Genomic DNA, 11,814 nt, shown 5'->3' with positions numbered 1-11,814 from the left:
TTCACGCCGATACCGCAGGTCGAACCAGAAAGCTGACTGTGCGTAACCGTCGCCGACCAGTAGCCCGGCCCGGGGGTCACGCCTGGGACGCCGACACCAGACGAGTTCTTGAACCCGTTACGCGCAACGAGCGTCGTCGCGGTCGTGTAATACGTCGAATCGGAGAAGAACGCTTCCTCAGCCGTCACGAGGTTGCGCAGGTCCGACTTCATCGCCGTGACGTACGCCTTGTTCTTGGTGTTCGCGAACTTCGGAATCGCAATCGCGGCCAAGATGCCGATGATCACGACCACGATCAGGAGCTCGATGAGCGTAAAGCCCTTGCGAGCACGAAGCAGGTTGGTCATGGAGTTACCCTGGGGGAAGTGGAGTTTCGTTCGAGCACGCTCACTCCGAGAAGGGACGAGCGTGTAACGCACCCCACAAAAGCAACGCATGGGCCTGACGGTACCGATGGATTTAACACCATGATACCTAATGACTTAAGAAAATTGACTGATACCCCATCGGACGATTATACCGCGCGATCTGCATGACGAGATGCATAACGCAATGCGGCGCTCCGTCAGCGATCAGGGCGCTCGCAGTCCCTGGGGCGCCGAGGCTTTGCCCAGCCGGCGCTCCACTTCGGCTAGAACCAAGCGAGGCTCGGCCGGCTTCGAGATGTATCCGTCGAAGCCGATCTCGTTGGCACGCTCCCGATCGCTTGCCAGGGCGTGCGCCGTGAGTGCGACAATCGGAATCGACGACGTAGCCGGATCGGCCTTGAGTATCCGCGTAACTTCCCAGCCGTCGATCTTGGGAATTGATACATCCATCAGGATCAGATCCGGCTGCCCGCTGCGCGCAGTGGCAAGACCCGCCTCCCCATCAGTTGCCTCGAGGACGTGGTAGCCCGCGTACCCGAGAATGGTGGAGTAAATCCGAAGATTGTCGTCGTTGTCTTCCACGAGCAGCACTGTGGGCGCGTGTCCCATCATCGTCACCTGGTTTGCACGGCAAGGTACCGCGCCGGTCCCATCGAGACCGGAACGGCACGCTGAATGTCCGCGCCTGGCGAAACGGCGCGCAGGGCCGAGTAAGAAAGAATCGAGCCATGGGAATGGCGAGTGGCGAGTAACGGGCGCCACCTTTGGCACTCGCCACTCGCCACCGTGTCACTTGTCTCCTGCGTGCGTGTTCAGCCGCCGATGACGGCATTCGCCGGATTCAATTCTCCCGTGTAGTACGACATCAACGACTGCTGGAACACCAGGTTGTTGCGCGCGGTGATGAGCGCACTCTGCGCCTGCACCTGGGTTGCGCGCGCCTGCGTCACCTCGACGAGGGTCGCCGCGCCCACCTGGTACCGCTGCTGCGTGGTTGCCACAGCGAGGGTCGCTGCCTTCTGTTGGGCATCGGCCGCGGCCAGTTGCTGACGCGCCGCGTCATAATCCAGATATGCTCGCCTCACCTCGAGCGCGACCTGCTGCCGCTGGGTGGCGAGAGCAAGATTCGCGTTGTCGGCCGAGATCTGCGCCCGCTCGGTGGCGGCTTGTGTGGCGCCACGATCGAAGAGCGGGATCGAGATGCCAATGCCAATGGAACCTCCTCGCCGCTGATTCAGCTGATCGAGAAAGGCGGCGTCGTTCGCGCTCGTCACGCCGCTGTTGTAGCCGCCCGTGAGCGAGATCGTGGGATACTTGCTGGCGTTTGCCGCCTTGATCTCCTGCTGCGCCGCATTGACTCGTGAGGCATCGGCCGCGAGATCCGGCCGTTGCGCGAACGCGCGATCGAGAAGCGAATCGAGATTGAAGTTCACATTCGTTGCCGCGGTATCCGGAAGCGAAGGCGCCTGGAAATCGTAGTTGCCGCGAGGGTCGAGCTGCAGCGTCTGGATCGCGTCCACCTTCGCCAACTCCACGGCATTCTGCGCGGACACAACGGCTGCGCGCGCACTCGCTACGATCGCCTGCTGCTGATACAGATCGGAGATCGGCCGTGAGCCTGCTTTCACGAACTGACTGATCTGATTCTCGAGTGCCTCCTGTGCCGTGAGATTCTGCTGCTGGACGTCGAGTTGCTGCTGCTGCGTCACGAGCGCGAGATAGTTCGACGCAACGGTGAAGACCGCCGTCTGCTTGGCGCGCGTGAGGTCCTGCTCGCCTGCGCTCTCTCCGAGCTGTGCGCTCTTGAGATTCGCGACGTTCTTCATGCCGTCGAAGAGCGTCACGCTCGACGAAATTCCCGCGTTGAGCGTGTTCGTCGTGGTGCTCGCGAGCGTTCCGTCGGTCGTGTTGAAGGCATTGCCGTACGTCTGGCCCGTATTCGCGCTGACGCTGAGGCTCGGCAGGAACGCGAGCTTCTGCTGGGTGACGTTCGTGCTGTTCAGCGCGGCCGCGTTCTGTGCCTGTTTGATGCCGACGTTCTGGGTGAGCGCCAGCTTGAGCGCTTGATCGAAGGTCACGACCGTCGGCGGCGGCGCACCGGGTGCCGGCTGCTGCGCGCCGAGGGTCGTCGCGCCCAGCGCGACGATACCGACGACGGCACCCAGCACCGTTCGAATGCGAGAATGAGATGATAGCATTGCAAATCTCCCTTTATTCGTAGCGTAAGGCCTGAATCGGATTCAATGCCGCTGCCTTACGAGCCGGGTAATAACCGAAGAACATGCCGACCGCCGCCGAGAAGCCGACCGCGATCGCGACCGCAACGGGCGGCGTCGACGTGCTCCAACCCGTGAGGTGTCCGAGCAGCGCCGCGCCACCGAAGCCAACGAGCAGCCCGATGATGCCGCCGGCGACGCTCATGACGATGCTCTCGACCAGGAACTGGGTGAGAACGTCCGAGCCCCGCGCGCCGATCGCCATACGAATGCCGATCTCTCGCGTACGCTCCGTCACCGAAACGAGCATGATGTTCATGATGCCGATACCACCGACCACCAGCGACACGGATGCGATCGCCGCCAACAGGTACGTCATGACTTTCGTCGTCGACGACGCGGCGTCGGCGAGCTCATTCTGGTTGCGAATCGTGAAGTCGTCGTCCGCGTAATCGCCCAGCTTGTGCGACTCGCGCATGATGCCGCGAATTTCGTCCTGAGCCGCCGAGATATCGTTTGGCGAGGCCGTGCTCCCCAGGATCTGGCCGAGCCTAACGAAGCCGCTCAACCGAGCCTGCGCCGTCGTATACGGAATGAGGACGACGTCGTCCTGGTCGTTGCCGGCAGCGTTCTGGCCCTTTGTCGAGAGCACGCCGATCACCTGGAACGGCACGTGGCCGAGCTGAATCTGCGCGCCGACCGGATCAGTCCCGGGGAACAGATTCTGCGCGACCGTCGCGCCAAGCACGGCTACCTTGCGCATCGACTTCACGTCGTTGTCGCTGAAGAGCGTACCGCTGCCGACGCCCCAGTCACGGATCGTCAGATAGTCCGTTGACACGCCATTGATCTGCGTGCGCCAGTTGGCGCCCCCGGCAATTGCCTGCGTGCGCGTCTGAATTACCGGCGAGACCGCCGACAACAGCGTCGCGTCCTTCTTGACCTTTTCGGCGTCGGCGACCGTTAGGCGGTTGAACGTGCCCGCGCCCTGGCTCGCGCCGCCCTGCTGCGTCGAGCCCGGCATGATCATGATCACATTTGTTCCTAAGCTCTTGATCTGATCCTGAATTCGGGCTTGGGCGCCGTTCCCGATCGCGACCATCACGATCACGGCTCCGACACCGATCACGATGCCAAGCATCGTCAGGAGCGTCCGCATCTTGTTCTTGAGGATGCTCTGCGATGCCAGCTTGAATAGCGTTTGCTGTTTCATGCTGCCTCCTCCTCCGCGCGCTCCGCCTGCACGTCGATGACGACGTCGGCGTCGAGGTTGCGCAGGTCAGCCGCGGCGTTGCGCCGCAGCTCGACGGGATGATCGCGACGAATGCGTCCGTCACGAACTTCCACGATCCGTGTCGCGTACTGCGCGACGTCGGGCTCGTGCGTCACGATGAGAATCGTGATCCCCTGCGCGTTCAGTTCCTGGAACAACGCCATCACTTCAACCGATGTACGGCTGTCGAGATTTCCCGTCGGCTCGTCGGCGAGCAGTAACCGCGGCTCGGTGACGAGCGCTCGCGCGATTGCGACGCGCTGCTGCTGACCACCGGACAACTCGCTCGGCTGGTGCTCGAGGCGGTCGCCAAGGCCGACACGCTCGAGCGCGTGCTTCGCCATCTCTTTCGTGTTCACTTTCTTGCCCGTGCGATCGTAGAGCAGCGGCAGCTCGACGTTGTCGATCGCCGTCGTCCGCGCGAGCAGGTTGAAGCCCTGAAAGACAAAGCCGAGCTTTTGATTCCGGATATCGGCGAGCTGATTCTTGCTGAGTCCCTCCACTCGAATTCCGTCGAGGGCATACACGCCCTGGGTTGGGACGTCGAGGCACCCGAGGATATTCATCAGCGTCGACTTTCCCGAGCCGGACGAGCCCATGATCGCCACGAGCTCGCCCTGCCTAACGGTGAGGTCGATGCCCTTGAGCGCGGCGACCTCGTTCGATCCCGTTTTGTAGATCTTCTGCACGCCTTGGATGTCGATGACCGGCGTGTCGGTGTTGATCTCGCTAGACATGTTAGAACCCTCCTGGCCCGCGGCGGCCGCCGCCTTGCGGCTGGAGCGGATTCGCCGAGCTCGTGCTCGAGCTGGTCGTCGTCGCCGCGGTCGTAGCGGTGATCACTTGCAGTCCTGGCTGAATCGTCGCCGTGCTGTCGCGCGGAATGATCTCCGTCGTTTGACCGTCGGTGAGACCGGTCTTCACACGTGCAACCGCGAGCTTGCCGGTCTTGTCGAGATACCACAGCATCCCGCCACTCGGCCGCGTGCCGCTGCCACTCCGAGCACCGTTGGCGCCGAACCTCTGACCACCGTTCGCCGCTGCTGCACCGTTCGTCGTCGCGCTGGTGCTAGCCGGGCTGCTTGCAGTCGCGCCGCTGGCAGTTGCGCCGCTGGCGGTCGCGCCCTTACCGGAGGTCGCGCTTCTCGTCTTGATGCCCGCCTCTGCCATCATCTCCGGCGTCGCGCGGAAACGCAGCGCCGCGTTCGGCACGAGCAAGGCGTTCGTCGCCGAGCCCGTCAGGAACTGCACCGTCGCCGTCATGCCTGGCAGCAGCTTGCCGTCGCTGTTCGAGCAGGAGATCACCGTCGTGTAGTTCACGACGTTGTCCTGCGTCGTCGACTGCAACCGCACCTGCTGCACCGTGCCCGTGAAACTCCGGTTCGGATACGCCTGCACCGTGAACGTCACCGGCTGACCAACTGCGATCTGACCGATGTCACTCTCGTCGACGTTCGCGAGGATCTGCATCTGCGACAGGTTGTTGGCGATCAGGAACAGCTCGGGAGCCGAGAGGCTCGCCGCCACCGTCTGACCGACGTCGACCGTGCGCGCCACGATCACGCCGTCGATCGGCGCGTAGATGTTCGTGTACGCGAGGTTCTGCTTCGCCTTATCGAGCGCGATTTGCGCCGATTTCAGATCGGCCTTTCCAACGTCGTAGTTGGACTGCGCCGTTCCGAACTCGGTCGCGGTAATGACCTTCGAGTCGTAGAGAGTTTTCTCACGCCCGTATTCCTGCTCGGCCGTCGTGTATTGTGACTGCGCTTTCTCAACGCCGGCTTGCGCGTCCTGCACCGCTTGCTGCTGCAGCGTCGGATCGATGCGGGCCAGCAACTGACCCTTCTTTACCTTCTGATTGAAATCGGCGTAGAGCGCCGAGATCTGGCCGCTGACCTGCGTACCGACCTGCACCGTCGTCACGGCGCTGAGCGCACCGGTCGCGGAGACGGTCGCCTGCAGGTTGCCTCGTGTAACCGCCGCGAACCGGTAGGGCGAGACTTGACCCGCATCGGCCCGGCGGTACATCGCCACGCTACTGGCAGCGAGCACGACGACGGCTGCTGCCGCTGCGATTCTCGATTTCTTCATATAGCTCATCCTCTCGGTTCTGCGGCCTCAGCCGCTCGGTCATGCACGCTGGCCCTCACTCGAGGACCTATCGCGTCGAGGATGATTATAATGCTTTTCGATGACGTAAATGCCCGGTTTGCAACGACTTGCACGCCGATGTCATGAATGGCATTCCGGCGTCATGAATGGTTTGGCGTCAGACGGCGGCCTCGCGTATGCTTCCACACGTCGGAGATGCCGGGTGACCGTGAGCACGATTAGCGAACTCGAAACGAGTACGAAGGCAGGGGCCGCTGACCTGTCCAGTCCGCCCTTCCGGCTGAGCCGGCGGGAACTGGTGCTGATCGTGGCGTTCTGGACCTTCATGGCGGCGCTGACCTTTGCGAACCGCCTGCTCGATCCGCGGCAACTCGGTTTTCAGTTCACGAATGCATCGGCACCCATCGCGCTTGCGTTTCTGTCAGCGTATTCGTGGGCGCTCCTCACGCCGCTCGTGTTCTGGCTGAGCGCACGGTTCCTCGCCGACCATCGGCATCGTGTCGTCGGAGCGCTCATCCTCATCGCAGTCGGGTTCGCGATCGCCGTCGCGTTAGGCATGATCGGGGATGAGGTGCGGAGCGCATTGATGCCATTCCCGCCGCGCCGAGGTCGTGGTGGCGGTCCTCCAGGATACCTGTGGCTTCGCCCGTGGTACCTCAACGACTTCATTATCTATCTTGGCGTTCTCGCGGCCGGGCTCGCTCGGGCATATTCGCTGCGCTACCGACGGCAGCGCGAGGAGTCGCTTCGCGTGGCTGCACAACTGCGCGCTCAGCTCGCCGAGGCGCGCCTCGACGCGCTCCGCATGCAGCTCGATCCGCACTTCCTCTTCAACACGCTGCACGCGATTTCGTCGCTCGTCGAGCGCGACCCGCGGGGCGTTCGGCGCATGATCTCGCGCTTGAGCGAGCTGTTGCGTCACACGATCGAGGGCCCTGGCGACCAGGAAGTACCGCTTCGACAGGAGCTCGAGCTTCTCCGCCGATATTTGGAAATCATGGAAGTGCGATTCCAGGGGCGTCTCCAGGTCACTACCGACGTTCAGGAGCGCGCGATGGACGCGCTCGTTCCCAATCTCGTTCTTCAGCCCGTCGTGGAAAACGCGGTCAAGCATGGTGTTGCCAGAATCGAAGGGATCGGGCGTATCGTGCTCCGCGGTCGCATCGACGGAAGCCAGCTCGTGCTGTGCGTCGAGAACAACGCGCCACTTGGGGAGGTAGGAACGGCTAGTCTATCCGGCACTGGCGTCGGCGTACGCAACACGCGCGCGCGCCTGTCACATCTGTATGGCGACGACCAGAGCTTCGACCTGCGCGCAGAAGATCGAACCGAGGGCCCAGTGACGATCGCCGAGATTCGTTTGCCATTTCATACGCGCGCCGATCTGCTGACGTCGGCCGTGGTTTCGATTGCCTAACGCACACCGTGCCTAACGCGCCAATTCGCGTACTCGTCGTCGACGACGAGCTCCTGGCACGCGAGCGCATTACCGATCTGCTCGCGCACGAGCCCGGTGTCGACGTCATCGGCACCGCGGACAACGGTTCGACCGCGGTGGAGGCAATTCGCAGCAAGACACCGGACCTCGTCTTTCTCGATGTGCAGATGCCCGGCAAAACCGGACTCGACGTCGTGCGCGAGATCGGCGCCGAGAAGATGCCCGCAACGATCTTCGTTACCGCATTCGATCAGTACGCGCTTCGCGCCTTCGAGCTCGCCGCGCTCGATTACCTGGTAAAGCCTTTCGACGACGAGCGGTTCGAGCAGGCGTTCCGTCGTGCCCGGCAGTTGATCGAGCTGCGCGAGATGGGAAAGCTTCGCGAACAGCTGCTCGCGGTGCTGCAACAGGGCTCGCATGACGCAGCGGCGTCGCGCATGGCGCCGGATTCAGCGGGCTATCTCGAGCGCATCGCCGTCGAGATGCGAGGCAAGGTGCGCGTCGTTCCCGTAGAACAGATCGATTACATCACCGCCGACGGTCCATACGCGGAGCTCCACACCGGCGACAAAACGCATCTCATCCGCGAAACGATGCACACGTTGGAAGATCGGCTCGATCCGCGGCACTTCGTGCGCATCCATCGCTCGGCTATCGTTAGGCTGCAGTTGGTGGATACCTTGCTGCGGGGTGCGGGCGGGGACTACGAGGTGCAGTTGAAGAGCGGCTTGCGGCTGCCGGTCTCGAGATCTCGCCGTGAAGAGCTCGAGAAAAGGTTGGGCGTGATGCCTTGACTCGATCGCTAGAACCAGGAGAGAAGCAGTCCCACCGCAGCCGCCGTCATCATCAGCACGCCCAGGCCGCCAAGAATATTCAGCGTCCGCCCGTTCTTGTGCGTGCCCATCACCTTCTCGTTGTTGCACACGACCAGCACGATCGCGATCAGCGGCGGCGCGAGGAGGCCGTTGATCACCGCCGATCCGATGAGAAGCTTGATCGCGTTTGCGTGGAAGAAGTTGAGTAGCATCCCCGCCCCCATCGCGACCGCGATGACTCCATAGAACTGACGCGCGTTGTGAACTTTCTCATCCATTCCCGCGCGCCACGCCGCCGCCTCGGCGATCGCGTACGCGGCAGACCCGGCGAGCACCGGAACGCCGAGGATGCCCGTCCCGACTAGCCCGAGTGTGAAGAGCAGGGTTGCGGCGCTCCCCGCCAGCGGCTGGAGCGCGGTGGCGGCCTGCTCGGCGGTCTGCACGTTCGTAATGCCTGCGGGATGCAGAGTGGCTCCAGCCGTGAGAATGATGAAGTACATGATCAGATTCGAGAACAGCATGCCGACGTTGACGTCCCGCGCGGCGGCGCGCAGCTCGCGCTGCACGGCACGCCGCGGACGCCCAACGATGCGGCGCATGATGTGAGCGTCCTGCTCCGCGTTCTGCGCCGCCTGCCAGAAAAAGAGATAGGGCGAGATCGTCGTGCCCATGATCGCCACGAAGGTCAGGAGATAGTTGCGCGAGAAACCGATGTGGGGCAGGAACGTGCCCCGTAGCACGGCCAACCAGTCGGCGCCCGACAACAGCGCGGCGAACACATAGCTGAACAGCGCGAGTGTGAGCCACTTCAGCACTCGCGTCATCTTCTCGTACGACGCGAAAACGAGCAGTGCGAGAATCAACGCCGTGAACGCGGGCACGAACCAGATGGCCGGGATGCCCGTGAGGAGCTTCGCCGCCGCCGCCATACCTCCGAGATCGGCGGCGATGTTGATCGTGTTGCCAACGACGAGTAAAAGGCATGCGAGCCAAAGCGTCCAACGCGGATAATGTTCGCGCAGCACCGCCGCCAGCCCGCTCCGCGCGACGATGCCGATCCGCGCGCACATCAGCTGGATCGCCGACATCAATGGCAGACTGATGAGGGCCGTCCACAGCAGGCCATAGCCGAACGCCGCACCCGCTTGCGAGTACGTGGCGATGCCTGACGGGTCATCGTCCGCGGCACCGGTGATCAATCCTGGACCGAGCTCGCGCACTCTCGAGACCATCCGCTCGCGTGGAGTCTTCTTGCGCGGGCGATACGGTCGCGGCGTTTCACGCCGATCGCCGCGAGTCGCCTCGCCGGCACGTAGCTCCTCAGCCGCGGTCTCGGACGGAGACGACGAGGGGTTGATCGAATTCTCCATTGGACGCGATGCAGGGCACAGGCTGGGCCAAGGCACTCTCCGTTGACTTCGCCTGCCGCGGAGTCGTACTCTCGTCGTGTGTCTTCCTCCTTTCCCGCGACGCACCTCTCGCTCGTTCGCCGTGCCCGCAGTCATGATGCGGATACGCGTGCTCGCGCACAGGACGCGCTCGCGGCGGTGTACTGGGCTCCTATCTATGCGCACGTGCGGCTGACGCACCATCAGGAACCTGCTGACGCCGAGGATCTCACGCAGGGATTCTTCGTGGAAGTGCTGCGTCGAGATCTGTTCGCCCGCTACGAGCCGGAGCGCGCGCGCTTTCGCACCTTCGTTCGGCGATGTGTCGATTCGTATGTGATCAATGCCCTCCAGGCCGACGGACGCCTGAAGCGAGGCGGTGCGGCGTCATTTGTCTCGATCGATCTCGCCGACGTCGAAACGCGCCTAACGGGTGAGGGAAATGACCCGGCCGATCCCGACGCCGTATTCCATCGCGAATGGGTGAGGAGCGTACTCGTCACCGCGATTGCGGGATTGCGGGACCGCTACGAGGCCGAAGGTAAACACGTTCATCTCGCGTTGTTCGAGCGCTATGACATGAACCTGTCGACCGACGAGCGACCGACGTACGCGGCGCTTGCGAGCGAGTTCGGAATACCACCGACGCAGGTGACGAACTGGCTCGCGGCAACGCGTCGCGATTTTCGCGCGGCCGTTCTCGAGACACTGCACGACCTCTCCGGCAGTGACGACGAGTTCCGCGAAGAAGCGAGTGCGTTGCTTGGGACGCCGCTATGACGAGCGGACGGGCGCGGCTCTCTGAATCGGCGATCGGCCACCTGCGCTCGCTCGTCGAAGCGCCCGAGGCCGCCTCGCCTGCTCGTTATGCGATCGGAGATCGCATTGGCGAGGGCGGGATGGGCGCTGTCTATCTCGCCCACGATCGTGAGCTCGACCGCGACGTTGCCCTCAAGGTTCTACGGACGCCAGTTCCAAGCGAGGAAGAGTGCGCGCGGATCATTCGTGAGGCACGGATTCTCGCCTCGCTCGAGCATCCGGGGATCGTGCCAGTGCACGACGTCGGGACCCTGCTGGATGGCCGCCTGTTCTATGTAATGAAGCGCGTTCGTGGCGAGCGCTTCGACGACTACGCACGAGGGAACCGTCCGCTTTCGGAGCTCCTCCGCGCATTCCTTCAGGTGTGCGATGCGGTGGCGTTTGCACATTCCGCCGGCGTGATTCATCGCGACCTCAAGCCGCAAAACGTGATGCTCGGCGCGTTCGGCGAGGTGCTCGTGCTCGACTGGGGAGTGGCGAAAGCTCGCAATATGACGGCGCTGTCGCCGAATCCGTCCGACAGCGCGAACGCCACGGCCGCTGGGACGCCGGGCTACATGGCGCCCGAACAGCTTCACGGCGCGTCGGACGAGCGCGTCGACGTCTTTGGACTCGGTGGAATTCTCTGCTTCGTCCTCACACGCCATCATCCCGGCGGCGATCAGAGCCCTACATGGCGGGACGTGCCGGCTGCCCTTCATGCGATTTGCGATCGAGCGCGGGCGACCGACCCAGCGGCGCGCTATCAATCGGTGTCGGCGCTGGCCGCGGACATCGCGAATTATCTGGATGCCCTACCAGTGGCAGCGCACCGCGAGGGACTGCTCGAGCGAATCCGACGCGTCGGAGCGCGTCATCGGACGGCGATACTGCTCGTGCTTGCGTATCTCGTCGTTCGCGTCGCACTCCTGGTTTTCGCCCGATTTTAAAGAAGTGCTGTCGGATCGCTGTAGAGGACGATGAACCCTACCTGGAGCGATCATGAACAAGCCCGTATTTGGCCTCGTCGTCGGCGGCGTCCTTGGAATCTTCGACGGACTATCGGCACTCGTGTCGTCGCCGGAAGTGTCGGCTCAGATCGTCGGAATCGTGATTGGCTCGACGTTCAAGGGACTCTTAGCCGGCGTCCTCATCGGCTGGTTCGCGAAGAAGGTGAGCTCACTCCCGTTGGGCATTCTTTTCGGATTGGTGGTCGGTGCGGCACTGGCGCTCCCGATCGCAATCATGAACAGCAACGCGCTCCACCATAACTACTACTGGCAGATCATGTTACCCGGCAGCATCGTCGGCTTGATCGTCGGCTTTGCGACGCAGCGGTACGAGCCGAGCTCGAGGGCGATCGCCCGAGCCTGAGCCGGGGTCCCAACTGCGGTCAGCGCAGCGAG

At 63.1% G+C, this 11,814-nt stretch carries 12 protein-coding genes; 5 read left to right on the top strand and 7 right to left on the bottom strand.

The window, feature by feature from the left end; all coding sequences use genetic code 11:
- The 6 genes from VGH98_23520 to VGH98_23495 all read right to left on the bottom strand — a co-directional run.
- Positions 1-347: prepilin-type N-terminal cleavage/methylation domain-containing protein (locus VGH98_23520; GenBank protein HEY2378969.1), on the bottom strand; the 347-nt coding region annotated here is incomplete at its 3' end.
- 225 nt (positions 348-572) lie between these two features.
- The gene (locus tag VGH98_23515; protein HEY2378968.1) at positions 573-980 is read right to left on the bottom strand and encodes a response regulator; all 408 of its coding nucleotides are present in this window, start codon (positions 978-980) and stop codon (positions 573-575) included.
- Positions 981-1,180: 200 nt separating this feature from the next.
- On the bottom strand, positions 1,181-2,566 hold the full coding sequence (locus tag VGH98_23510; GenBank protein ID HEY2378967.1) for a TolC family protein: 1,386 nt from the start codon (positions 2,564-2,566) through the stop codon (positions 1,181-1,183).
- Positions 2,567-2,579: 13 nt separating this feature from the next.
- Positions 2,580-3,797 carry an ABC transporter permease gene (locus tag VGH98_23505; GenBank protein ID HEY2378966.1) on the bottom strand — a complete coding sequence of 406 codons (1,218 nt, stop codon included), beginning with the start codon at positions 3,795-3,797 and terminating at the stop codon, positions 2,580-2,582.
- Positions 3,794-4,594 carry an ABC transporter ATP-binding protein gene (locus VGH98_23500; GenBank protein HEY2378965.1) on the bottom strand — a complete coding sequence of 267 codons (801 nt, stop codon included), beginning with the start codon at positions 4,592-4,594 and terminating at the stop codon, positions 3,794-3,796. Before VGH98_23500 ends, VGH98_23505 begins: the two co-directional genes overlap by 4 nt.
- Before the next feature lies 1 nt (position 4,595).
- Positions 4,596-5,948: an efflux RND transporter periplasmic adaptor subunit gene (locus VGH98_23495; GenBank protein HEY2378964.1), complete on the bottom strand. Its 1,353-nt coding sequence runs from the start codon at positions 5,946-5,948 to the stop codon at positions 4,596-4,598.
- A 229-nt stretch (positions 5,949-6,177) separates the two neighbouring features.
- On the opposite strand from VGH98_23495, the gene VGH98_23490 reads away from it, so the two are divergent.
- Together VGH98_23490 and VGH98_23485 are read left to right on the top strand one after the other, a co-directional pair.
- A complete protein-coding gene (locus tag VGH98_23490; protein HEY2378963.1) occupies positions 6,178-7,386 on the top strand; it encodes a histidine kinase in 1,209 nt (402 codons plus the stop codon).
- 8 nt (positions 7,387-7,394) lie between these two features.
- Positions 7,395-8,201 (top strand): LytTR family DNA-binding domain-containing protein, encoded by an 807-nt coding sequence (locus VGH98_23485; protein HEY2378962.1) that lies wholly within the window; start codon positions 7,395-7,397, stop codon positions 8,199-8,201.
- An 8-nt stretch (positions 8,202-8,209) separates the two neighbouring features.
- Here VGH98_23485 and VGH98_23480 read toward each other — a convergent pair whose 3' ends face one another.
- On the bottom strand, positions 8,210-9,592 hold the full coding sequence (locus VGH98_23480) for an Nramp family divalent metal transporter (GenBank protein HEY2378961.1): 1,383 nt from the start codon (positions 9,590-9,592) through the stop codon (positions 8,210-8,212).
- A gap of 78 nt (positions 9,593-9,670) precedes the next feature.
- Between VGH98_23480 and VGH98_23475 the strand changes: the two genes are divergently transcribed.
- The 3 genes from VGH98_23475 to VGH98_23465 are packed head-to-tail and all read left to right on the top strand — an operon-like array spanning position 9,671 to position 11,782.
- On the top strand, positions 9,671-10,390 hold the full coding sequence (locus VGH98_23475) for a hypothetical protein (GenBank protein ID HEY2378960.1): 720 nt from the start codon (positions 9,671-9,673) through the stop codon (positions 10,388-10,390).
- Entirely contained in the window at positions 10,387-11,358 is a 972-nt protein-coding gene (locus VGH98_23470) for a serine/threonine-protein kinase (GenBank protein HEY2378959.1), read from the top strand. Before VGH98_23475 ends, VGH98_23470 begins: the two co-directional genes overlap by 4 nt.
- A gap of 52 nt (positions 11,359-11,410) precedes the next feature.
- Complete coding sequence (locus VGH98_23465) at positions 11,411-11,782, top strand: hypothetical protein (protein ID HEY2378958.1); 372 nt, start codon at positions 11,411-11,413, stop codon at positions 11,780-11,782.
- The last annotated feature ends 32 nt before the right edge of the window (positions 11,783-11,814 follow it).

It is taken from the genome of Gemmatimonadaceae bacterium (genome assembly GCA_036496605.1).
In the GTDB taxonomy this organism is placed as follows: domain Bacteria; phylum Gemmatimonadota; class Gemmatimonadetes; order Gemmatimonadales; family Gemmatimonadaceae; genus AG2.
The sequence above is the reverse complement of the archived record's forward strand: the minus strand, read 5'-3'. Positions and strand labels throughout refer to the sequence as shown.

What these genes read in the sequence shown, in the direction of transcription:
- VGH98_23515 (HEY2378968.1), bottom strand. Translation starts at nt 980, where the DNA reads ATGATGGGACACGCGCCCACAGTGCTGCTCGTGGAAGACAACGACGAC.
- VGH98_23495 (HEY2378964.1), bottom strand. Translation starts at nt 5,948, where the DNA reads ATGAAGAAATCGAGAATCGCAGCGGCAGCAGCCGTCGTCGTGCTCGCT.
- VGH98_23500 (HEY2378965.1), bottom strand. Translation starts at nt 4,594, where the DNA reads ATGTCTAGCGAGATCAACACCGACACGCCGGTCATCGACATCCAAGGC.
- VGH98_23465 (HEY2378958.1), top strand. Translation starts at nt 11,411, where the DNA reads ATGAACAAGCCCGTATTTGGCCTCGTCGTCGGCGGCGTCCTTGGAATC.
- VGH98_23480 (HEY2378961.1), bottom strand. Translation starts at nt 9,592, where the DNA reads ATGGAGAATTCGATCAACCCCTCGTCGTCTCCGTCCGAGACCGCGGCT.
- VGH98_23505 (HEY2378966.1), bottom strand. Translation starts at nt 3,797, where the DNA reads ATGAAACAGCAAACGCTATTCAAGCTGGCATCGCAGAGCATCCTCAAG.
- VGH98_23470 (HEY2378959.1), top strand. Translation starts at nt 10,387, where the DNA reads ATGACGAGCGGACGGGCGCGGCTCTCTGAATCGGCGATCGGCCACCTG.
- VGH98_23510 (HEY2378967.1), bottom strand. Translation starts at nt 2,566, where the DNA reads ATGCTATCATCTCATTCTCGCATTCGAACGGTGCTGGGTGCCGTCGTC.